Consider the following 21,723-nt stretch of genomic DNA (forward strand, 5'->3'; position numbering starts at 1 on the left):
TCCCATCCCTCCCTGCCCCAGGAGCCCCGATGAGCGCCTCCCTGCCCTATGTGCTGATACTCTACTATTCCCGCCACGGCGCCACCCGTGCCATGGCCGAACGGCTGGCCGCCGGTGTCGAGTCCGTTCGCGGCATCGAGGCGCGGCTGCGCAGCGTGCCGCCGGTCTCGCCGACCTGCGAGGCGGTGGACCCGGAGATTCCCGCCGAGGGGGCCATCTACGCCAGCCTCGACGACCTGCGTCACTGCGCGGGGCTGGCGATCGGCAGTCCGACCCGCTTCGGCAATATGGCCGCCCCCCTCAAGCACTTCCTCGATGGCACCAGCGAACTGTGGCTCGGCGGGGCGCTGATCGACAAGCCGGCCACTGCCTTCACCTCCACCTCCAGCCTGCACGGCGGCCAGGAGAGCACCCTGCTGACCATGCTGGTGCCCCTGCTGCACCACGGCATGCTCTATGCGGGCCTGCCCTACAGCGAGACCGAGCTGATGGAGACCACCAGCGGCGGCACCCCCTACGGGGCCAGCCACCTGGCCGGCAAGCGCAGCGACCGCCCCCTGGACGATCAGGAGCGCCACCTGGCCCACGCCCAGGGCCGCCGCCTGGCCAGGCTCGCCCTGGCGCTGTCGGCGATGCCCAGGGAGGAACGCTGATGAGGCGCTGGCTCGAAGCCCTGGAGGCCGAGAAGGGGCTGGATCACCTGACCGACCGATCGCGCCGCTGGGTGCTGGGCAGCTATGGGGTCCTGGTCGTGGCCCTGCTGGTCTGGGGCCTGCTGCTGGCTCGCGACGATGGCAACCTGCGTCCGCTGCTGGCCTTCCTGCTGCCGCTGGTGCTGTTCCTGCCCTCCCTGCTGGCGAAGCGACCCCGCGGGCACGCCTGGCTGGCCTTCGTCAGCCTGCTCTACTTCATGATCGGGGTGAACGTCGCGATCCTGCCCGGGCTCGGCTGGCTGGGCTGGCTGATCGCCCTGGCGGCGCTGGCGCTGTTCGGCGGCTGCACCTTTTATGCCCGCTTTCGCAGCCGCCAGCAGCGCGCGGCCCGCGGGAACTAGGCCCACGTGCTACGCTTGGAAGGCTTGATTCAGCTCAAGACGGCTGACTCAAGCCATACAATTCATGACCCGCCACACGAAAGGAGATCGTGATGACCGCAACCCGACGCTCCCTGCTCGCCCCCCTCGGCCTCTGCGCCGCCCTGCTCGCCTCCGCCTCCGCCCAGGCGCTGGAGGTCGACAAGGCGATCGAGTATCGCCAGGACGCACTGCGCGTGATGGCCTTCCAGACCGGCCCGCTGGGCGACATGGTCCAGGGCAACATCGACTATGACGCCGAGGAGTTCGCGCTGCGCGCGGGCAACCTGGCGGCCCTCGCGCACCTGCCCTGGGAGGCCTTCATCGAGGGCTCGCTGCAGGGGGATGGTCACGGCATCGAGACGCGGGCGCTGGCGGTCATCGGCGACGACTGGGCGGGCTTCGAGGAGCGCCAGGCCACCTTCCGCCGGGAGGCGGCGACCCTGGCCGAGATGGTCGATGACCAGGCGGAGTTCAGCGACCTGCGTCGCCAGATGGGGGCCGTGGTCAACAGCTGTCGCGGCTGCCACGACAACTACCGCGCGGACTGAGGCACGGTCCCGGCTGCGGTTGCAGCGTCAACATCGCGCGGGGCGGCCTAAAGGCCGCCCCGCTTTCTTTGTGCATCTGGCATGACATTGCCGCACGGATGGCGATCAGGCGTTCCAGAGCCAGATCACCGGCAGTGCGGCGATGGTGATCACCACCAGGGCCAGCCAGGAACGGGCGGGATGGCGGGCCTGGGCGCCGGTCGAGGGGGCGTCTTCGGGCTCGCCCGCCAGGGACTTGCGGCCGGTGATCATCGCCCCCACCAGACGCTCCCCCTTCAGGCGATGCACCACCAGGGCCAGCAGGTGCGCCGCGATCAGCCCCATCAGCAGGTTGGCGTTGAGGTCGTGCAGCCCGGCCAGGGTGCGGGCGGTGCTGCGGTCCACCAGGCCATGCAGGGGCGCATTGAAGAAGATGTCGTCGGTCAGGAAGAGGCCGCTTGCGGCCTGGAAGGTCAGCGACAGCAGCATTACCATCACCATGAGGCCGCCCAGGGGATTGTGGCCGGCGAAGAGGGGCAGACGCCCGCCCACCAGGCGCCGGGCATAGCCCCACAGGGTGGCCGGCGAATAGAGGAAGCTGCCGAAGCGGGCGTGATGGCTGCCCACCAGGCCCCACATCCAGCGGAACAGCAGCAGGCCGATCAGCACGTAGCCGCCCCGGGCGTGGATATCGATCGGGAAGATGAAGGGCGCCCCGTCGGTCTTCATGGTGTAGAACGCCAGTGCCACGCAGCCGACCAGACCCCAGTGAAAGAGCCGTGTCGGCACATCCCAGACTTTCAGTCGCGTCATCTTGCCTCCTTGCTGATTACAGTGGATTCTCCGGCTGCGGGCTGCCAATACCGGGTTTTTGGCTTACCATGGGCGATTCCATGGACACCACCCCCATCCCGGTGGCTCGCAGAAGGAGTGTACCTCTTGTCATCGCCCAACGCCTGGCGCGAGGCCGGCACCCTGACCGTCCCGGTGATGTTCGGCTACCTGCCGCTGGGGGCCGCCTTCGGCATCCTGGCCATCGAGGTGGGTATCCCGGTCTGGGCCGCCCTGCTGATGTCGATGGCCATCTACGCCGGGGCCGGCCAGTTCCTGGCGGTGGCGCTGCTGGCCGCCGGTGCCGGCCTGATCGAGGTGGCGGTGGCCACCCTGATGCTCAACTCGCGGCACCTCTTCTACGGACTCTCGCTGCTCAGGCGCTTCCAGGGTGCCGGCTGGCGCAAGCCCTACCTGATCTTCTCGCTCACCGACGAGACCTACTCGCTGTTGACCACCCTGCCGCCGGAGCGCGCCCGGGACCATGCCCTGGCCTTTCGCATCGGCCTGCTGAATCAGGTCTGGTGGGTGCTCGGCTCCCTGGCCGGGGCGCTGATCGGCAGCACGCTGGCGTTCGACAGCCGCGGCATCGAGTTCGCCCTCACCGCGCTCTTCATTGTGCTCACCCTGGAGCAGGCGCGCCGGCTGCGCCAGGCGCTGCCCTTCGTGATTGCCCTGGCAACGGGCATCGGCGCCCTGCTGCTGCTGCCCGACCGTCACCTGCTGCTCGGCGCCATCGGCGCGGCGAGCCTGGTGCTGCTGGCCCACTACCGGTTCCAGCGCCCGGCACGCCCCCAGGAGAGCCGCTCATGAGCCACACCCCCCTGCTGCTGTTCATCGCGGTATGCGCCCTGGCCACCTTCGCCACCCGGGTGATCCCCTTCGTGGCCTTGGCCCGCCAGGCCGAGCACCCGCTGATCCTGCACCTGGGCCGCTACCTGCCCCCCACGGTGATGATGATCCTGGTGATCTATGCGCTGCGCGACTTCCGCCCGCTGGCCGAGGGCCAGCTCAACGCCGCGGCCAATGGCTGGCCGATGATCCTGGCCTCCCTGGAGGTGGTCACGCTGCACCTGTGGCGGCGCAACGCCCTGCTCTCCATCATCGGCGGCACCGCGGCCTACATGGCCATGGTGCAGCTGGGCTGGACACCCTGAGCGCGCATCGCCATATGCTTAGGATCACAAATCCCGCTCGAGAACGGCAAAGGGTGTTGAGCTGAAGGCGCGCAGAGGCGACCATGCTAGAAACTTCGAGGAGATTTCCATGACACGCAACATCGCCGATATCCGCCGCGACTATGAGGGAGGGCAACTCGACGAGGCCCAGGCCACCGAGAACCCCATGGAGCTGTTCGAGGAGTGGCTGGCCCTCGCGCTCGAGAGCGAGGGCGATGACGGCAACGCCATGACCCTTGCCACCGTGGACAGCCAGGGGCTGCCCCATGCGCGCATCGTCCTGCTCAAGGGCATCGACGACCAGGGCCTGGTCTTCTACACCAACTACCACAGCCACAAGGGCAGCGAGCTCACCAACGTCCCGAATGCCGCCCTGGTGTTCTGGTGGCCCAGCCTGGCGCGCCAGGTGCGGGTCGAGGGCAGCGTCGAGCAGGTCAGCGCCGAGGAGTCCGACGCCTATTTCGCCAGCCGTCCGCGGGCCAGTCAGCTGGGCGCCTGGGTGGCCACCCAGAGCGTGGTGATCCCCGGACGCACCTGGATCGAGGAGCGCCAGAGCCGCTTCGAGCAGGCCTACGAGGGACAGGAGATCCCGCGCCCCGTGCACTGGGGCGGCTACCGCGTGGTGCCCACCATGATCGAGTTCTGGCAGGGCCAGCCCAGCCGCCTCCACGACCGCATCCGCTACGAGGCCCGCGATGGCCAGTGGCAGCACTTCCGCATGGCCCCCTGAGCGACCCGGCGGCCAACACGGGCCCGCTGATCGGCAACGCGAGACCCCCGCCACCGGCGGGGGTCTCGCGTTGGGGCAGTTCGTGCCGGGCGCCCTCAGTCGGGCAGGCTTTCCAGGCGATGGCGCTGCCACTCGCTCTCGGGTTCGTTGAGGCGCAGCACCGCATCCACCACCTGCTCCTCCATGTTGTAGCGCTGGCTGAACCCGAGGTGCTTCATCAGAGCGCGCATCGGGTGGTTATCCACCATGATCTTGCCGATCATCTCCAGGGTGCCGACGCTGCGACAGTAGTCGATCATCTTGTTCATCAGCAGGCTGCCGATGCCGAGCCCCTGGAGGTCATCGCGGATGATCACCGAGAACTCAGTGCGGATGTTGTCCGGGTCGTTCCACACCCGCACCACGCCGAGCATCTCCTTGCTGCCATCTTCGCGCCGATGCTCGGCGATGAACGCCATCTGCCGGTCGTAATTGATGTGCGAGAGCATCGACAGGTCGCGCTGGGTCAGGTCCGACTTGTTGTGGAAGTAGCGGAAACGGATGCTCTCCTCGGAGAGCTGACGGTGGAAGCTGGTGATCAGCGGGGCGTCCTCGGCCCGGATCGGGCGCACCTCCACCTCCCAGCCGTTCTTGAGGGTCACCCACTCACGCAGCTCCTCCGGGTAGGGCATGATTGCGAAGCGGGCCGGGGTGCCGAGGTCCATGGCGAAGTCCACCGCCACCATCTCGTCACGGTTGAGCAGCAGCGGGTTGATCTCCATGCCGCGGAGCTCCAGCAGGTCGCTGGCCATCTGCGACAGCTTGACCAGCAGCTGGCAGAGCCGGCCGATATCGCGCTGCGGGTCGCTGGAGTGCTCGTTGATCAGGCGCGCCACATGGGTACGATCCACCATGTCCTCGGCCAGGGTCATGTTGAGGGGGGGCAGCGCCACCTGGCGGTCGGCCAGGATATTGACCTTGTAACCGCCGATGCCGAAGACGATCACCGGGCCGAACACCGGGTCCCGGGTGACACCGGCGCACACCTGCAGCGAGTGCTTGCCGCGCTGCATGGGCTGCAGACAGTACTCGCGGACCCTGAAGGCGGGATACTTCTCGCTCACCTGTTCGCCAAGCAGCGCGATCCCCTCCGCCACCTGCTCGGGGCTCTTCAGGTCCTGCAGCAGCCCCGCCGAGACCCGGTGGGGGTGCTTGCGATAGCGAAACGGCCGGCAGTTCCCCTCGTGCACCACCTTGAGCGCCATGGCGCCATCGAACTCCACCGCCGCCTCGGCGCCCTCCTCGGGGGTCGCCACGTAGCGGCTCTGGGCCACCGGAATGCCGTAGGCCTCCAGCACCTGGGCGGTCTCCGAGTGGGAGAGCGTCTCGCGTCCCTCGGCCTTGGCCTCCTGGATCAGGGTGCGGCAGCGGGCGCGGATGTCCGGCGTGGTGGCAAACGGCAGGCTGGGAGGGGTCTCCTGCAGCAGCGCCTGCACCCGCTGGTAGTCCACCATGTGCATGAAGGCGTTGATCGCCTTCTCGGGGGAGACATAGGTGGGAATCCCCGCCAGGTTGCATTCGTGGCGCGCCGAGAGCGCCTCCTCGAGCCCCATGAAGCTGGTCAGCAGGTTGCGGCGAAAGCGCTTGCGGTTGGCCACCACCGCCTCGGCGGTGGTCCGGGAGGGCGCCAGGCGGGTCGGCGCATGCACCACCAGCACGGCATCGACGCCGGGGTCAGCGGCCACGATCTCGATGGCATCGACGAATTTCTCGGGGGTGGCGTTGCCACCCAGGTCCACCGGGTTCTCCCCCGGCTTGCTCATGTCGAAGTCGCCCTGCCTGAGGGCGCGGCGCGTTTCCTCGGTGAACATGGCCAGCTTGCCCCCGGCATGGATCAGCTTGTCGATCGCCAGCATGGCGGGGCCCAGGCCGTTGGAGACGATCGCCAGGCGGTCACCGCGCAGCGGCTTCATGCGTGACAGGGTCATCAGCGCATCGAAGAGCTCATCGGAGTCATGGACGCGCACCACCCCGGCCCGGGAGAAGGCCGCATCGAAGATCTGGTCGCGGTTGGCGACCCCCGGCGTGGGCGGCAGGCCGGTAAGGTCCGACTGGGGCGTGCGGCCGCTCTTGATGGCCAGCACCAGGCGGTTGCGCGAGGCGTCGCGCAGCGCGGTCATGAAGTGCTGGGCGTCGAGGATCTTCTCCAGGTGGAGCAGGATCGCCTGGGTCGGCGAGAACTGGTTGATGTAGTCGAGCAGGTCGGGAAGCATCACATCGACGCTGTCGCCGAGGGTGATCAGGTGCGAGAAGCCGACGCCGCGCCCCGCCGCCCAGTCGATCATCGCCGTGCCGAGCATGCCCGACTGGCCCAGGTAGGCGACCTTGCCGGCCTTGATCGGCCGGTTGGCGTAGGAGGCGTTGAGCTTGCGCCCCGGCACGATCAGCCCCATGCATTCGGGCCCCAGCACGCGGATCCCCGACTGGCGAGCGGCATCGAGCATGCGCTGGCGGATAGAGGCCTTGCCGTCGCGAGCCTCGTCCAGGTGGGAGCCACCGGAGAGCACCAGGGCGGCGCGCACCCCGATGCTGCCCAGCCGAGCGATGCGCCCCGGCACCGTGGCCACCGGCGAGCAGATGACGGCGAGGTCGGGGGCCTCGGGAAGCTGGCCGATGCGCGCGAAGGCAGGCTGGCCGAAGACGCTCTCGTACCCCTTGGGGTTCACCGCCCAGATGGTGCCTGGAAAGCCAGCCTCCTGCAGGTTACGGATCACCAGCCCGCCCAGGGAACTGGCCTTTTCCGAGGCGCCGATCACGGCGATGGTGCGAGGTTCGAAGAAATGACGCAGGAAACGGGTGCTCAAGACGCTCTCCCGACGGCTGGTGGCTGGATTGGCTGCCTACTGTGTACGACCTATTGACACTGTCTGGCAAGGGATTAGGCAAAGTAAAGTGACGCCAGTCAGCCTGGAGGCACCGATGATCACCGGTTACATCACCCATCCCCACTGCCAGCTCCACCACATGGGCCCCGAGCACCCCGAGAGCCCGCTGCGGCTGGAGGCGATCCGAGCCAGGCTGTCCCTCTCCGGGCTGCTGCAGCAGACCATGCAGTCCGAGGCCCGCGAGGCCACCGAGGAGGAGCTGGCGCGGGTCCACCCCCTGCGCCACCTGCGTGCCCTGGACAAGTGCGTGCCCGAAGAGGGCATCGTCACCCTGGACAGCGACACCATGATGAACCCGGACAGCCTCAACGCCGCCCGGGTGGCCGCGGGGGCGGTGATCCGCGGCGTCGACCAGGTCTTTCGCCACCAGGCCGACAACGTCTTCTGTGCGGTGCGCCCCCCCGGCCACCATGCCGAGGCCACCGATGCCATGGGCTTCTGCTTCTATAACAATGTGGCGGTGGGGGCCGCCCACGCCCGCGCCAGGTACGGAGCGCGGCGCATCGCCATCCTCGACTTCGACGTGCACCAGTGCAACGGCACCATCGACATCTTCAAGGATGACCCCGATGTGCTGGTCTGCACCAGCTTCCAGTACCCCTTCTATCCCTGGCGCTACCTGCGCAGTGAGTGGCAGAACGTGGTCAACACCCCGCTGGAGGCCGGCACCGACGGCGCCGCCTTCCGTCGCGCCATCGAGGACGACTGGCTGCCCGCCCTGCACCGCTTCAAGCCGGAGCTGGTGCTGCTCTCCTCGGGCTTCGATGCCCACCGCGAGGACGAGATGGCCGAGCTGTGCCTGGAAGAGGAGGACTTCTACTGGATCACCCACCTGGCCATGGAGATCGCCGCCCTCTACGCGGACAATCGGCTGGTCTCGGTGCTCGAGGGCGGCTATCACCTGGACTCCCTGGGCCGCAGCGTCGAGGCCCACCTCAAGGCGCTGCTCGGCCAGCCCTTCGGTGACGCCTCCGCGCCCTCGGCCTGAGGTTTCTTGTCGGGCGGAAACGTTTCCCGCCGACGGCGGCGCCGGGCCGGCCTGAGAACGGCGTTATCGTCGACAGCTGTGGTAAGCTTGAGGAAACCTGTTTCCGATAGTGAATTTCTGCCGATGACCGCCACCACCGATCAGGACGCCGCCCTGCGCATCGCCTCGGGCCGCAAGCCGCTCGTCGAACCGCTGCGCCTCGGCGAGCGCCTGCGAGAGATCCGCCTGGCCAACCAGTGGACCCTGGAAGACGTCAGCCAGCGCACCGGGCTAGCCCGCTCCACCCTCTCCAAGATCGAGAACGACCAGATCTCGCCCACCTTCACCGCCGTGCAGAAGCTGATCGGCGGGCTCGGCATCGACCTGCCCCAGCTGCTCACGCCGCCTCGCCAGCAGAGCCGTACCATGGGCCGCCGCGACCTGACCCGCCGCGGCCACGGGCAGCAGCACCCCACCCCCACCTATGAGCACGAGCTGCTCAGCTGCGAGCTGGCCCAGAAGCGCATGATTCCCTTCAAGACCATTGTGCGGGCACGCAGCTTCGATGAGTTCGGCGAGTGGGTGCGCCACGACGGCGAGGAGTTCCTGATGGTGCTCGACGGCGAGATCCTGCTCTACACCGAGTTCTACGAGCCGCTGCGGCTCGAGCAGGGCGACAGCATCTACTTCGACAGTGACATGGGCCACGCCCTGATCTCGGTGAGTGATGAGGATGCCGTGGTGCTGTCGGTCTGCACCCGCGTCGACGCCGCCTGAGTCAGCCCCCGGTGCCGGCCGCCCGGTCTCCCGGGCGGCGCGTCGGGATGGCATCCAGCACCAGGCGCTCGCCGGCGTGGATCGCCTGGAAGTGGCGCCCCTTGGCGCGGGCGATCAGCATCACCCCGAAGCGGCTGGCGAGCTCCACCCCTTTCTGGGTCACCCCGGAGCGTGACACCAGTACCCCGATGCCCATCTGGGCCACCTTGAGCACCATCTCCGAGGTGAGCCGCCCGGTGGTGTAGAAGATATCCGCCTGCCCCGAATCCGCCTCCGCCAGCCACTGCCGCCCCGCCAGGGTATCCACGGCGTTGTGCCGACCTACGTCCTCCACGAAGTCCAGTACCTGAGCCTGATGGCACAGCGCACAGCCATGCACCGCCCCGGCGCTGCGGTAGGTCTGGTTGTGATCGCCGAGGTTCTCCAGCAGTGCATAGAGGGTCGACTGGCGCAGCGGCGTCTCGGCAAGCGGGCGGCGAGGCACCGCATCGAGCAGCCGGCCGAACACCGTGCCCTGGCCGCAGCCGGTGGTCACGGTGCGATGCCCCAGGCGCTCCTCGAGATCCTCCGGCAGGTGTCGAGTCACCACCGCCGCGGCCTCGACCTCCCAGTCCACATGTACCGCGACGAGATCGTCGCCGCTGGTCAGCAGTCCCTGGTTGCGCAGGTAGCCCACCACCAGCGCCTCGGGGTCATCGCCCAGGGTCATCAGGGTGACTATCTCGCGCCTGTTGAGGTAGAGGGTCAGCGCGCGCTCGGCGGCGATGGCCTGGCGACGGGGCTCGCCGAACTCGTCGAGGACCTCGATCTCCAGGGTGGCAGGCAGGCGGGCATGGCTGCGGGTGAACGGCATGACGCGTCTCGTCTGTGGTGGGTGGGTGCCGACGGCGACTTGACCATCATGGCACCCTGGCGCCTTACTGTCTTCACTGCCACCGCTATCACCGTCCTCGCGTCACCCCATCCACAACAACAGGAGCGCGCCGTGACAGACGCCCACCACCTGCGCCCCGTCGGCATCACCCTGACGGCCCGGGAGCACACCATCAACGGTTTTCGGGCCACTCAGTGGCATATTGCCGAGCTGACCCCGGAGCGGGGCGGCGACGCCACCCTATGGCTGCAGCTCACCATGACCGAGCGCGCCGCCTACCGCTTCAACCTCTCCTCGGGCAACCCTCGCCTCTTCGTGCGCGCCGGATTTACTGGCGGCCCCGCCAGCGCCGCCGGCATCACCGCCAGCCAGGACGTGGCCGCCGCCTGGATGGACGGCGAGCAGCAGGTGCTCGAGGCGCCCATGCCCCTTGCCATCCAGGTGTGGATCGAGGCCTATCTGGCCCGCCGCGGCGAGGCGCCCGTCGAGGAGCGCAAGAAGAAGCGCAAGGGCGCCGGACGCGCGCGGGAGACTCAGCCATGAACCGCCTGGAGCGCTGGTCGCGCCGCAAGCGCGGCCTGGAGGCCGAGCCCACCGCCTCGGCGGAGGCGGCGCCGCCCCCACCGCCCGAGGTGGCGACCGTCACCGACGAGCCTGACGCCCCGCCCCCCCTGCTGGACGATACCCTCCCCGACCCCGAGAGCCTGCCCCCCGGCAGCGAGGTAAGCCGCTATCTGCAGGAAGGCGTCAGCCAGGCCCTGCGACGGCGCGCGCTGCGCCGACTATGGCAAGCAGACCACTACCAGGTCCGCGACGGCCTCGACGACTACGATGGTGACTACAGCCAGCTCGAGCCCATGACCCGCGAGGTCGCCGAACGCCTGCGCCACTGGAGCCGTCGGGTCAACGAGGCCCTCGAGCCCGAGGAAGCCATCGAGGAAGCCAGCCCTGACGAGGAGGAGGCGCGAGTCGCCGGCGACGAGGCGCTGCCCCCAGGCGAGCCCGATCCGGATGCGGCACCGGGCGGACGCGACCAAGGTGGCATAGGTCATATTAGCGATTATCGACAAGACTGAGAGGCGCCATACCCCCCAACAACAAGAGGTGTTCATGCCCGTTCCCATCGCCCTGACGTCGCTGGATGACCGGCGCAACCGTGCCGCCCGCGACGCCGCCAGGCGCCGCATCTCCTGGCCGGCCAACCTGGCCCCCGAGACCGTGGAGTTCGAGAGCCAGGGCCATCTGCTGATCCTGGGTAGCGAACTCGACGCACGGCGGGCCGCCGCCCGACTGATCGACCGGCTGCCGGGCATCGCCCTGCTGGTGACCGAGCGCTCCAGCGCCGAGGATGACCCGGCGCTGGAGCAGATCTGGCAGACCACCGCTGCCCTGCCCTGCCATGCCGTCGCCCGCGCCGACGCCCTGCGCCTCGAGGGCTACCTAGGCCGCTTCCTGGCCACCCTCGCGCTGGACGGGGAGAGTGTGAACCTGGCCCAGGCCACCCTGGGGCGGCCCCGCTTCGATCAGGTCCTCGACCTCGGCGGCCGGCCGCACCTGCCCCTGGAGCTGCCCCCACCGGGCTACCATGCCGTGCGCTGGGGCAGCGCCGAGACCGACCAGGCGCTGGAGACGCTGACCTCCTCCGTCGGGGTCTTCGAGGCCCCTCGTCACGTGCAGATCAACGCCGATCTCTGCGCCCACCAGCGCAGCGGCCTGCCCGGGTGCACCCGCTGCCTGGAGACCTGCCCGGCCGACGCCCTGGCCAGCCGCCAGGGCCGGGTCGAGGCCTGGATCGAGGTCGACCCGCACCGCTGCCACGGAGCAGGCAGCTGTGCCAGCGCCTGCCCCACCGGGGCCATCGAGTATCGCCTGCCGCACCCTGCGCCCTTGGAGGGTTACCTCGCAGGGCTGCTCGGCGCCTATACCGAGGCCGGGGGCGAGCACCCGGTGGTTCGCTTCGTCACCGAGGCGCGCCGCCGCTGTGAAGCCACCGAGCCGGCCGGCCATGTGCTCGACATCGAGTTGGAGGAGCTCGGCGCCGCCGGGCTCGATCACTGGCTCGCCGCCCTGGCAGCCGGCGCCGCCGGGGTGCGCCTTCAGCGCGATGCCGATACCCCTTCGACCCTGCAGCAGCAGCTCGAGGCGCAGGTTGTCCAGGCCAGCGAGCTGCTGGTGGCCCTGGGGCACCGCCCCGAGCGCCTGGCGTGGCTCCCCATCGAGGACGACGGCAGTGCTCGCGACGCCCTGCCCAGGGAAGCGGCGCTGATCGCGCGCCCCCGGGCCGAGCCTGCGGGAGGCAAGCGCGAACGCCTCAACGCCACTCTCGACTGGCTGGCCGCCCAGGGTGCCCCGAGCGGCGAGAGCCACCCTCTACCCGCCGGAGCCCCCTTCGGCGCCATCGAGGTGGACACCGAGCGCTGCACGCTGTGCCAGGGCTGCGTGGCGCTCTGCCCCACTCCGGCGCTCTCCGGCGGCGACGACACTACTCCGCGCCTGGCCTTCCGCGAGGCAGACTGCATCCAGTGCGGTCTGTGTGCGGCCGGCTGCCCGGAGCAGGCGATCCGCCTCGCGCCGGGGTTCCTCGCCGCGCCCGAGCGGTGCGAGACCCGTGTAATCAAGGAGGAGCCGGCCTTCGCCTGCATCCGCTGCGGCAAGCCCTTCGCCACCGCCAGCACCATCGCCAGCATCCAGCGCAAGCTGGCCGACCACCCCTATTTCGCCGGCGAGGCCCGAGCACGCCTCGAGATGTGCGAGGACTGCCGCGTCCAGGACGTCTGGCAGGAGCTCGCCCGCAACCCCGAACGCCAGCTGAAGGTGTAGCCATGCATGACAACCGCCAGACCGTGGCCACGCTGAATGAGCGAGAGGCCCTGCGCGCCGATATCTACCGCCTGCTTGCCCGGCTTCTGCTCGCGCCGCCGGATGCCGAACTGCTCGATTTTCTTGCACACCTGGAGCCCGACGAGGAAGGCGGCGAGATGAGCGCCGCCTGGCGGGAGCTGGCCGATGCCGCCCGGACGACTTCTCCCGAGGCCGCCGCCCGGGCGCATTTCGAGCTGCTGGTCGGGGTGATCCAGGGGGAGATCACGCCCTACGCCTCCTGGTATCTGCACGGCACCCTGATGGACGAGCCTCTGGTGGCCCTGCGCCGCGACCTGCGCCGGCTGGGCATCGCCCGGGCCGAGGAGAGCCGCGACCCCGAGGACCACCTGGGCGCTCTGCTCGAGGTGATGGCGCTGCTGGTCGAGGGCGGCACCCCGGACCAGGCGGTCTTCTTCCATCGGCACCTGGCGTCGTGGGCGCAGCGTTGTCTGGGTGACCTGGCGAGGGTGCACCCCCCTATCTACGCTGGTAGTGGGCGCCTGGGCCTTGCCTTTCTGGCGCAGGAGAGGCAGCGCTTCGAGGCCATGGCCGAGGAGTCACCGGTGCGCATGATCGACCCGGCTGCCGGTTAGCCACCCTGGCCACTCGACTGGCCCGGTCAACAACAATCAACAAGAACGTCCCAACGCCTGATTCGAGGAAACACGCCATGAACCGACCCCATGACGCCCAGCGTCGCCGCTTCCTCCGCACCCTGGGGGCCGGCGGCGCCCTGGCCGGCACTACCGCCGTCATCGGCCACGTCAGCCTCAGCCAGGCAGACGCCCCACCTTCCCCTGAGCGCGAACCGGCGGAGAGGAACTATCGGGAAACCGAGCATATCCGCACCTACTACGCCACCCTGCGCGACTGAGCGCTCCGCCCAGGTCAGGAGGTAAGACACCATGCGTCTGACACGCAAGCAAGACACCCCACGCCCGGCGGGGCTCGGCATTTCCCGCCGGCAGTTCCTCAAGCGCAGCGGCGCGGCCACCGGGGGCCTGGCGGCCGCCGGCTTCATGGGCCACGGGATGATGCGACCCGTCGAGGCGAGCGGCAAGACACCGGTGCTTGACTCCCCGATCGAGGTCAAGCGCACCATCTGCTCCCACTGCTCGGTGGGCTGCGGCACCTACGCCGAGGTACAGGAGGGTATCTGGACTCGCCAGGAGCCTGCCTTCGACCACCCTATCAACCGCGGCGCCCACTGCGCCAAGGGCGCCTCGCTGCGGCAGCATGGCCACTCCAGCCGTCGACTCAAGTACCCCATGAAGCTGGTCGGCGGCCAGTGGCAGCGGATGAGCTGGGACGAGGCCATCGAGGAGATCGGCGACAAGGTCCTGGCCCTGCGCGAGGCCCACGGCCCCGACAGCATCTTCTGGCTCGGCTCGGCCAAGTTCAACAACGAGCAGGCCTACCTGCTGCGCAAGTTTGCCGCCCTGTGGGGCACCAACAATACCGACCACCAGGCGCGCATCTGCCACTCCACCACGGTCGCCGGGGTAGCCAACACCTGGGGCTACGGAGCGATGACCAACTCGCTCAACGACATGCACAACAGCCGCTCGATGCTGTTCATCGGCTCCAACCCCGCCGAGGCCCATCCGGTGGCGATGCAGCACTTCCTGATCGCCAAGGAGCGCAACAACTGCGACATCATCGTCGCCGACCCGCGCTTCACCCGCACCGCGGCCAAGGCCGATACCCATGTGCGCATCCGCCCCGGCTCCGATGTCGCCTTCATCTGGGGCCTCTTGTGGCACATCTTCGAGAACGGCTGGGAAGATCGCCAGTACATCGAGCAGCGGGTCTACGGCATGGACGAGGTGCGCGCCGAGGTGGCGACCTTTACCCCGAGAGTGGTGGAGGACGTCACCGGGGTGCCGGAGGCGACCATGCGCGACGTGGCCCAGCGCCTGGCCACCCAGAAGCCGGGCTGCATCGTCTGGTGCATGGGCGGCACCCAGCACACCACCGGCAACAACAACACCCGCGCCTACTGCATCCTCGAGTTGGCGCTGGGCAACATCGGCAAGTCCGGCGGCGGAGCGAATATCCTGCGCGGCCACGACAACGTCCAGGGCGCCACCGACCTAGGCCTCGACTCCAGCTCCCTGCCGGCCTACTACGGCCTGGCCGAAGGGGCCTGGCAGCACTGGGCGCGGGTCTGGGACGTTGACTACGAATGGCTCAAGGGCCGCTTCGACCAGACCGAGTACCACGACGGCCTGCCCATGAACAGCAGCGGCATCACGGTCTCGCGCTGGGTCGACGGGGTGCTCGAGGAGGACGAGGCGATCTCCCAGCGCACCGCGCTCAAGGCGATGTTCTACTGGGGCCACGCGGTCAACTCCCAGACCCGCGGCCCCGAGATGCGCCGCGCCATGCAGAAGCTCGAGATGATGGTGATCGTCGACCCCTACCCCACGGTGGCCGCGGTCATGCATGACCGGACCGACGGCGTCTATCTGCTGCCCGCCTGCACCCAATTCGAGACCACCGGCAGCGTGACCGCCACCAATCGCTCGCTGCAGTGGCGCGACAAGGTGATCGAGCCGCTGTTCGAGTCCAAGCCCGACCACGAGATCATGTACCTGCTGGCCGAGAAGTTCGGCTACGCCGAGGAGCTGACCCGCCATATCCAGGTCAACGGCAAGGAGCCGCTGATCGAGGACATCCTGCGCGAGATCAACCGCGGCACCTGGACCATCGGCTACACCGGCCAGAGCCCGGAGCGCCTCAAGGAGCACCAGAAGAACTGGCATACCTTCAGCTTCGAGGACCTGCGCGCCGAGGGCGGTCCCGCCGACGGCGACTACTACGGCCTGCCCTGGCCCTGCTGGGGCACGCCGGAGTTCGCCCACCCCGGCTCCCCCAACCTCTACGACCCCAGCGTCCCGGTCAAGGAGGGCGGCATGGGCTTCCGGGCGCGCTTCGGCATCGAGCGCAATGGCGTCAACCTGCTGGCCGAGGGCTCGGCCCCGGTCGCCGGCGAGCTCGACGATGGCTATCCCGAGTTCACCGACCAGATGCTCAAGGACCTGGGCTGGTGGGACGACCTCACCGACGAGGAGAAGGCCGCCGCCGAGGGCGAGAACTGGAAGACGGATCTGTCTGGGGGCATCCAGCGGGTGGCCATCGAACACGGTTGCGCCCCCTACGGCAACGCCAAGGCACGCGCCGTGGTATGGACCTTCCCGGACCAGGTGCCCAAGCACCGCGAGCCGCTCTACACCACCCGTCGCGACCTGGTCGAGCAGTTCCCCACCTGGGACGACTTCCGCTCACTGTTCCGGCTGCCCACCCTCTATCGCAGCATCCAGGAGAACGACAACTCCGATCGCTACCCGATCATCCTCACCTCGGGGCGCCTGGTGGAATACGAGGGTGGCGGCGAGGAGACCCGCTCCATGTCGTGGCTTGCCGAGCTGCAGCAGGAGATGTTCGTCGAGGTCAATCCGGCGGATGCCAACGACATCGGCATCCGGGATGGCGACACCGTCTGGGTCGAGGGCGCCGAGGGCGGCCGCGTGCGGGTCAAGGCGCTGGTCACGCCGCGGGTCGGCCGCGGGGTGGCCTTCATGCCCTTCCACTTCGGCGGCATCTTCCAGGGCGAGAACCTGCATGCCCGCTACCCGGAGGGCTCTGCCCCCTATGTGCTGGGCGAGGCGGCCAACACGGCCACGACCTACGGCTATGATCCTGTGACCCTGATGCAGGAAACCAAGTGCACCATCTGTAGGATCGAGCGCGCCTGAGCGATCGACAGCGACCAGGAGAACAAGACATGGCACAGATGAAATTCATGTGCGACGCCGAGCGCTGCATCGACTGCAACGGCTGCGTCACCGCCTGCAAGAACGCCAACGATGTCCCCTGGGGCATCCAGCGCCGGCGGGTGGTGACCCTCAACGACGGCCTGGCCGATGAGGTCTCGATCTCGGTGGCCTGCATGCACTGCGACGATGCCCCCTGCATGGCGGTCTGCCCCACGGACTGCTTCTACAAGACCGACGACGGCATCGTCCTGCACGACAAGGACCTCTGCATCGGCTGCGGCTACTGCCTCTACGCCTGTCCCTTCGGGGCCCCGCAGTTTCCGAAGCAGAATGCCTTCGGCGAGCGCGGAAAGATGGACAAGTGTACCTTCTGCGCCGGCGGGCCGGCAGACAGCAAGGAGGAAGAGTACGAGAAGTACGGGGCCAACCGCATTGCCGAGGGCAAGCTGCCGCTGTGCGCCGAGATGTGTTCCACCAAGGCGCTGCTCGCCGGCGACGCCCAGACGGTGGCCGATATCTTTCGCCAGCGGGTCATCCATCGCGGGCATCCCGACGGTGGCTGGTCGGGCAACCAGCGCCGCGAGCAGGCGCGCGCCGGCGCGGATCTCTCACAGGCCGATGCGCTGGCCTATGACGCGACCCGCCAGGGCTAGGAGGTGATGCCATGAGCCTGTGCCGAAATGGGCCCCTGTTGGGGCTGCTGCTGGCGGTGCTGCTGGCCCTGACCGCCCTGCTCGCCGCTCCCGCCATGGCCCAGGCGGAGACCGAACGCGAAGCGGCTACCGCGGTGGGCGGCGTCAGTCCCGATATCTGGCGCCAGGTGCGCAGCGGCGAGGTGGATGCCAACTTCCGCGACACCCGCTTCGATTCCACCTACAACCTGGTCAACTCCAGCGGCGAGCGCTGGCGGCAGCTGCGCAACCGCTGGGTCTCCCCCTTCGGCCTGATCGCCGTAGGCGGGATGTTCGCGGCGATTGCGCTCTTCTACGTGATCATCGGCCGCAAGGACCTCAGCGAGCCGCGTACCGGCCGCAAGCTCTTGCGCTGGCCACTATTCGTGCGCTCGCTGCACTGGACGGTGGCCACGCTGTTCATCGTCCTGGCGCTCACTGGCCTGAACCTGCTCTACGGCAAGTACGTGTTTCGCTCGCTGTTCGGCGATGCGGTCTGGGGCTCGATGATCTCGGCCTCGAAGCTGGCCCACAACTACCTTGGCCCGTTGTTCGGGGTGCTGCTCATCGTGCTGCTGGCCAGGGTGCTCAAGCACAACTGGCCGAAGCGCCACGATCTGGAATGGTTCCGCCAGGGCGGCGGCTTGGTGGGCAAGGGCCATCCCGATGCCGGCTTTGCCAACGGCGGCGAGAAGCTGTGGTTCTGGCTGCTGGCCACCGCCGGCCTGGCCGTGGTGGCCAGCGGCTTCGTGCTGGACTTCCCCAACTACGGCCAGAGCCGCGACACCATGCAGTGGGCCAACCTGATCCACGGGGTCGGCGCCCTGGGGCTCACCGCGGTGGCGCTGGGCCATATCTACATCGGCACCATCGGCTCGGAGGGATCGCTGGAGGGCATGACCACCGGCTATGTGGACGAGACCTGGGCCAAGGACCACCACAATCTCTGGTACGAGGAGGTCAAGGACCAGGCGGTGCCCGAGGAGCGCCTTGACGCGGCCAGTGCCACCGATGGCGACCGCAACGAGACGGCCTCTCGCCCCGGATGAACCGCGTTGAACCGCCCCCCACACGACACCGCCTACGGGCGGTGTCTTTTGTTATGCTGGCTCCATCCTGACCCAACTCACCCAGGGAGAACGAGAGCGCCATGGACCATCTCGACGACGCCACCCGCACCGAACTCGAGGCCGCCGCCTTCCGCCGCCTGCTCAGGCACCTCGACGAGCACAAGGAGGTGCAGAACATCGACCTGATGATCCTGGCCGACTTCTGCCGCAACTGCCTCTCCAAGTGGCTGGTCAGTGCCGCCGAGGAGCGTGGGAAGGCGCTCGACTATGAGGCCGCCCGCGAGTACGTCTACGGCATGCCCTACTCGGAGTGGAAGACACACTACCAGCAGGAGGCCACCCGCGAGCAGCAGGCCGCCTTCGCGGCGCGCCAGGCCCAGAAGCAGGAGAAGGCACGATGAGCGAAGCGATGCTCCCCCTCTCCATAGCCGTGCTGACCATCTCCGACACCCGCACCGAGGCCACCGATCGCAGCGGCCAGTCGCTAGTGGATCGCCTGACCGAGGCCGGCCACCGCCTGGCCGACCGGCAGATCGTCCCCGACGATATCTACCGTATCCGTGCAGTGGTCTCGGCGTGGATCGCCGACCCCGACGTCCAGGTAGTGCTGACCACCGGCGGCACCGGCTTTACCGGCAGGGACTCCACCCCCGAGGCTGTCAGGGCCCTGCTCGACAAGGAGATTGAGGGCTTCGGCGAACTGTTCCGCCAGCTCAGCTGGGACGAGATCGGCAGCTCCACGGTCCAGAGCCGCTGCCTGGGCGGCCTGGCCAACGCCACCGTGGTGTTCTGCCTGCCCGGCTCCACCGGCGCCTGTCGCACCGGGTGGGACGGCATCCTCGCCGAGCAGCTCGACAGTCGGCACAAGCCATGTAACTTCGCAAACCTCGTGATCCCGGAGCGAGGCCAGCATGTCTGACGCCAATATCTCCCGGCACAAGCCGTGTAGATCCTTGCAAGTTCGGGCCAACTACGTGATCCCTGAGCGAGGCCGGCATGTCTGATCTCAAGCCCGTCGAGGCGGCACTCACGGCGCTGCTGGAAGGGGTCATCCCCCTTTACGGGGAGCGAATCTCCTGCGAAGAGGCCGCCGGGCGCATCCTCGCCGAGGCGGTGCCGGCACGCCTCGACGTGCCCCCCTTCGACAACAGCGCCATGGACGGCTACGCGCTTTACCACGGCGATGCCGGCGGCTGGCTCAGGGTGAGCCAGCGCATCGCCGCGGGCGCCACCGGTGGCCCCCTGGGGCGCGGCACCTGCGCACGCATCTTCACCGGGGGGGCCATTCCCCCGGGGGCCGACTGCGTGGTGATGCAGGAGCGCTGCGAGGTCGAGGGAGAGCGCGTGCTGATCCCGTCGGAGGTCCCGGCTGGCGACAATGTCCGCCGCCGCGGCCGCGACGTCAGCGCGGGTGCCGAACTGCTGCCGGCCGGCGAGCCCCTCGAGGCAGCGGCGCTCGGTCACCTCGCCGGACAGGGCATCACCGAGGTGACGGTGCGCCGCCGCCCCCGGGTGGCGCTGCTTTCCACCGGGGACGAGATCGTCGATCCCGGCCGCCCCCTCGGTCCGGGGCAGATCTATAACTCCAACCGCCCCATGCTCAGGCGCCTGCTGGAGCGATTCGGCGCCGAGGTGGTGAGGGTCGCCGCGATTCCCGACGATGCTGAGGGCACCCGCCAGGCCCTGGCCGCGGCGGCCAGGGAAGCCGATGTAGTGATCACTACGGGAGGCGTCAGCGTCGGCGAGGAGGATCACGTCAAGGCGGCGGTGGAGGCGCTGGGGCAGCTGGACCTGTGGCGCCTGGCCATCCGGCCCGGCAAGCCGCTGGCCCTGGGGCGGCTCACCGCCGAGGGTCACGAGGCCCGCTTCGTGGGCCTACCGGGTAACCCCGTGTCGAGCTTCGTGGGGGCCTGGCTGTTCCTGCGCCCCCTGATGGGCGCCCTGCTCGGCACGCCGTCGCTGCTCAAGCTGCCGCGACTCGCCGCGAGAGCCGCCTTTGCCACCCGGACCGGGCCCCGCGCCCACTACATGCGCGTTCGACTCGAGTTCGGTGCGGACGGGATCATCGCCCACGCATTCCGCGACCAGAACTCCGGGGTGCTCTCCTCCTGCATCGCGGCGGATGCCCTGGCGGTGGTCCCGCCTGAGACGGGTCTCGAGGTGGGCGACCGAGTCGACTGTCTTTGGATCGGCGGGGCCTGAGCGCCTCGCCGGCTAGCGATGTTCCGGAACCTCCAGCGCCCGGCGCACCTCCGGCCACAGGCGATGGAAGTCCTCCTCCAGGCGCCGCTGCTCCTCCTCGAGCCACGGCACAAGCTCGGCCAGCCGATTGGGCCCGGAGAGGCGGCGCCCGATACCGGCAATCGCCCGACAGGTGAAGGCGAAATCCGCATAGCGATGCAGCCAGTCCTGTTCCACCAGCACCGGCACCAGCGTGGCCAGGCGCGCCGGCGCCGGCCGGGCCCGCAGCACCCGGTAGGTGCGGGCCACCAGGGGGGAGTGGCCGGCCTGAAGGCCCAGCTCCCGCGCCACGAAGTGATCCCACACCAGATCCAGAGCGATCCCGGCATAGCGACGCTGGCGATCGGGCGCCCGCCGACGGATCTTCGCCACGACGGGATGGGCATCCACGAAGGCGTCCACGCGACGGTGATGGCGAATGCCGGCGGCAACCCCCTCCGGCCAGGCGGAGAGATCGCTCCCCTTGACCCCGTCGGCGATCAGGTTGCCCCACAGGAAGTCATCACTGCCGCCACGGGCCAGCCAGGCATGGGCGAGGAAGTTCACGGGTCGTTCACAGGCAGTGGGTGGGCTTGGGCAGCCCGGCGATACGCGCGGCGAGCTTGGCCGGGCTGCCGGGGAAAAGCCGCATCAGGTGGATCGAGCGACCCTTCTCCTCGCCCAGGGCCCTGGCCACGGCCTTCACCAAGGGTCGCATCGCCGGGGCCTGCTCGAAGCGCTGGTAGAAGTCACGCAGCACCTGGACCACCTCCCAGTGCTCGTCGGTCAGCGTGATGCCCTCCTCCTCGGCCAGGCTCCTGGCGACTTCGGGTGTCCAGTCGTTGAGATTTACCAGGTAGCCTTCCGGATCCAGGGCCACCTGCTGTTCGCCGACAAGAAGATAACGGTATATTTGTGTGGTTGCCATCAGAACCAGCTCACCGTGCGCTGCGCCTCTTCGGTGAGCGTGACGAAGCCCTCCATATCGACCCGGATCACCGAGGCAGCGCAGAGCGGCACCAGTCCGCGAGCGGCGAGGTCCTCCTCCAGCACGTAGAGGCGCCCCTGCAGGTCACCGAAGCGGCACGCCAGGCTTTCCAGGGCGCCCTGCACCCCGTCCTCGATCATCAGAAGCCGATCGGTCGGCCCCATGGCGGCCAGCGCCTGGCGATAGACCTCGCTGGTGGCCGGCGAGCGATTGAGAATATGCAGCAGCATCATGGTCTCTCCGGGCGGCC

The 21,723-nt window shown here is 68.8% G+C and carries 25 protein-coding genes; 19 read left to right on the forward strand and 6 right to left on the reverse strand.

Annotated features, from left to right (window positions below):
• The first annotated feature begins 29 nt into the window (after positions 1 to 29).
• The 3 genes from wrbA (at position 30) to D1793_RS04495 (ending at position 1,623) form a co-directional block, all read left to right on the forward strand.
• Entirely contained in the window at positions 30 to 653 is a 624-nt protein-coding gene (gene wrbA, locus D1793_RS04485; RefSeq protein ID WP_119021076.1) for an NAD(P)H:quinone oxidoreductase, read from the forward strand.
• Positions 653 to 1,054 carry a DUF2069 domain-containing protein gene (locus D1793_RS04490; RefSeq protein ID WP_119021077.1) on the forward strand — a complete coding sequence of 134 codons (402 nt, stop codon included), beginning with the start codon at positions 653 to 655 and terminating at the stop codon, positions 1,052 to 1,054. Before wrbA ends, D1793_RS04490 begins: the two co-directional genes overlap by 1 nt.
• 92 nt (positions 1,055 to 1,146) lie before the next feature.
• Entirely contained in the window at positions 1,147 to 1,623 is a 477-nt protein-coding gene (locus D1793_RS04495; protein ID WP_119021078.1) for a cytochrome c, read from the forward strand.
• 105 nt (positions 1,624 to 1,728) lie between these two features.
• Here the strand turns inward: D1793_RS04495 and D1793_RS04500 are convergent, their stop codons facing one another.
• The gene (locus D1793_RS04500) at positions 1,729 to 2,415 is read right to left on the reverse strand and encodes a cytochrome b/b6 domain-containing protein (protein WP_119021079.1); all 687 of its coding nucleotides are present in this window, start codon (positions 2,413 to 2,415) and stop codon (positions 1,729 to 1,731) included.
• A gap of 126 nt (positions 2,416 to 2,541) precedes the next feature.
• Between D1793_RS04500 and D1793_RS04505 the strand changes: the two genes are divergently transcribed.
• From D1793_RS04505 to pdxH, 3 genes are all read left to right on the forward strand, one after another.
• Entirely contained in the window at positions 2,542 to 3,246 is a 705-nt protein-coding gene (locus D1793_RS04505) for an AzlC family ABC transporter permease (RefSeq protein ID WP_240407773.1), read from the forward strand.
• A complete protein-coding gene (locus D1793_RS04510; protein ID WP_119021080.1) occupies positions 3,243 to 3,590 on the forward strand; it encodes an AzlD domain-containing protein in 348 nt (115 codons plus the stop codon). Before D1793_RS04505 ends, D1793_RS04510 begins: the two co-directional genes overlap by 4 nt.
• Positions 3,591 to 3,699: 109 nt before the next feature.
• Positions 3,700 to 4,341, forward strand: coding sequence for a pyridoxamine 5'-phosphate oxidase (gene pdxH / locus D1793_RS04515; RefSeq protein WP_110068723.1), 642 nt, complete (start codon positions 3,700 to 3,702; stop codon positions 4,339 to 4,341).
• Positions 4,342 to 4,436: 95 nt separating this feature from the next.
• Here the strand turns inward: pdxH and D1793_RS04520 are convergent, their stop codons facing one another.
• Positions 4,437 to 7,184, reverse strand: a complete 2,748-nt coding sequence (locus D1793_RS04520) for a bifunctional acetate--CoA ligase family protein/GNAT family N-acetyltransferase (protein WP_119021081.1) — start codon at positions 7,182 to 7,184, stop codon at positions 4,437 to 4,439.
• A gap of 115 nt (positions 7,185 to 7,299) precedes the next feature.
• Here D1793_RS04520 and D1793_RS04525 point away from each other — a divergent pair, with 115 nt between their 5' ends.
• Both D1793_RS04525 and D1793_RS04530 read left to right on the forward strand, forming a co-directional pair.
• Entirely contained in the window at positions 7,300 to 8,253 is a 954-nt protein-coding gene (locus tag D1793_RS04525) for a histone deacetylase family protein (RefSeq protein ID WP_119021082.1), read from the forward strand.
• 123 nt (positions 8,254 to 8,376) lie between these two features.
• Positions 8,377 to 9,009 (forward strand): XRE family transcriptional regulator, encoded by a 633-nt coding sequence (locus tag D1793_RS04530; protein ID WP_119021083.1) that lies wholly within the window; start codon positions 8,377 to 8,379, stop codon positions 9,007 to 9,009.
• Between the two features lies 1 nt (position 9,010).
• Here the strand turns inward: D1793_RS04530 and D1793_RS04535 are convergent, their stop codons facing one another.
• Entirely contained in the window at positions 9,011 to 9,862 is an 852-nt protein-coding gene (locus D1793_RS04535) for a formate dehydrogenase accessory sulfurtransferase FdhD (RefSeq protein ID WP_119021084.1), read from the reverse strand.
• Positions 9,863 to 9,994: 132 nt separating this feature from the next.
• On the opposite strand from D1793_RS04535, the gene D1793_RS04540 reads away from it, so the two are divergent.
• The 11 genes from D1793_RS04540 (at position 9,995) to glp (ending at position 20,467) form a co-directional block, all read left to right on the forward strand.
• Positions 9,995 to 10,426 carry a DUF3305 domain-containing protein gene (locus D1793_RS04540; RefSeq protein ID WP_240407774.1) on the forward strand — a complete coding sequence of 144 codons (432 nt, stop codon included), beginning with the start codon at positions 9,995 to 9,997 and terminating at the stop codon, positions 10,424 to 10,426.
• A complete protein-coding gene (locus D1793_RS04545) occupies positions 10,423 to 10,959 on the forward strand; it encodes a DUF3306 domain-containing protein (RefSeq protein WP_119021085.1) in 537 nt (178 codons plus the stop codon). Before D1793_RS04540 ends, D1793_RS04545 begins: the two co-directional genes overlap by 4 nt.
• Before the next feature lie 34 nt (positions 10,960 to 10,993).
• Positions 10,994 to 12,703: a 4Fe-4S dicluster domain-containing protein gene (locus D1793_RS04550; protein WP_119021086.1), complete on the forward strand. Its 1,710-nt coding sequence runs from the start codon at positions 10,994 to 10,996 to the stop codon at positions 12,701 to 12,703.
• Between the two features lie 2 nt (positions 12,704 to 12,705).
• Positions 12,706 to 13,338 (forward strand): molecular chaperone TorD family protein, encoded by a 633-nt coding sequence (locus D1793_RS04555; protein ID WP_119021087.1) that lies wholly within the window; start codon positions 12,706 to 12,708, stop codon positions 13,336 to 13,338.
• Positions 13,339 to 13,415: 77 nt separating this feature from the next.
• The gene (locus D1793_RS04560; protein WP_110068731.1) at positions 13,416 to 13,619 is read left to right on the forward strand and encodes a twin-arginine translocation signal domain-containing protein; all 204 of its coding nucleotides are present in this window, start codon (positions 13,416 to 13,418) and stop codon (positions 13,617 to 13,619) included.
• Between the two features lie 31 nt (positions 13,620 to 13,650).
• The gene (locus tag D1793_RS04565) at positions 13,651 to 16,503 is read left to right on the forward strand and encodes a formate dehydrogenase subunit alpha (RefSeq protein ID WP_119021088.1); all 2,853 of its coding nucleotides are present in this window, start codon (positions 13,651 to 13,653) and stop codon (positions 16,501 to 16,503) included.
• Between the two features lie 29 nt (positions 16,504 to 16,532).
• Complete coding sequence (fdh3B, locus tag D1793_RS04570) at positions 16,533 to 17,177, forward strand: formate dehydrogenase FDH3 subunit beta (protein ID WP_119021089.1); 645 nt, start codon at positions 16,533 to 16,535, stop codon at positions 17,175 to 17,177.
• 11 nt (positions 17,178 to 17,188) lie between these two features.
• Positions 17,189 to 18,244 (forward strand): formate dehydrogenase subunit gamma, encoded by a 1,056-nt coding sequence (locus D1793_RS04575; RefSeq protein WP_119021090.1) that lies wholly within the window; start codon positions 17,189 to 17,191, stop codon positions 18,242 to 18,244.
• 101 nt (positions 18,245 to 18,345) lie between these two features.
• Positions 18,346 to 18,666: a DUF1244 domain-containing protein gene (locus D1793_RS04580; protein WP_119021091.1), complete on the forward strand. Its 321-nt coding sequence runs from the start codon at positions 18,346 to 18,348 to the stop codon at positions 18,664 to 18,666.
• Positions 18,663 to 19,184, forward strand: coding sequence for a molybdenum cofactor biosynthesis protein B (gene moaB, locus D1793_RS04585; RefSeq protein ID WP_119021092.1), 522 nt, complete (start codon positions 18,663 to 18,665; stop codon positions 19,182 to 19,184). The genes D1793_RS04580 and moaB overlap by 4 nt, the downstream gene beginning before the upstream one ends.
• A gap of 77 nt (positions 19,185 to 19,261) precedes the next feature.
• Positions 19,262 to 20,467 carry a gephyrin-like molybdotransferase Glp gene (gene glp / locus D1793_RS04590; protein WP_119021093.1) on the forward strand — a complete coding sequence of 402 codons (1,206 nt, stop codon included), beginning with the start codon at positions 19,262 to 19,264 and terminating at the stop codon, positions 20,465 to 20,467.
• Between the two features lie 12 nt (positions 20,468 to 20,479).
• Here glp and D1793_RS04595 read toward each other — a convergent pair whose 3' ends face one another.
• The 3 genes from D1793_RS04595 to tusB are packed head-to-tail and all read right to left on the reverse strand — an operon-like array spanning position 20,480 to position 21,706.
• Positions 20,480 to 21,052 (reverse strand): ACP phosphodiesterase, encoded by a 573-nt coding sequence (locus D1793_RS04595; protein WP_119021094.1) that lies wholly within the window; start codon positions 21,050 to 21,052, stop codon positions 20,480 to 20,482.
• Between the two features lie 7 nt (positions 21,053 to 21,059).
• Positions 21,060 to 21,413, reverse strand: a complete 354-nt coding sequence (locus tag D1793_RS04600; RefSeq protein ID WP_119021095.1) for a TusE/DsrC/DsvC family sulfur relay protein — start codon at positions 21,411 to 21,413, stop codon at positions 21,060 to 21,062.
• The gene (gene tusB / locus D1793_RS04605) at positions 21,413 to 21,706 is read right to left on the reverse strand and encodes a sulfurtransferase complex subunit TusB (protein ID WP_240407775.1); all 294 of its coding nucleotides are present in this window, start codon (positions 21,704 to 21,706) and stop codon (positions 21,413 to 21,415) included. The genes D1793_RS04600 and tusB overlap by 1 nt, the downstream gene beginning before the upstream one ends.
• Positions 21,707 to 21,723 lie beyond the last annotated feature (17 nt).

The organism is Halomonas sp. JS92-SW72 (assembly GCF_003547075.1).
In the GTDB taxonomy this organism is placed as follows: domain Bacteria; phylum Pseudomonadota; class Gammaproteobacteria; order Pseudomonadales; family Halomonadaceae; genus Halomonas; species Halomonas alkalicola.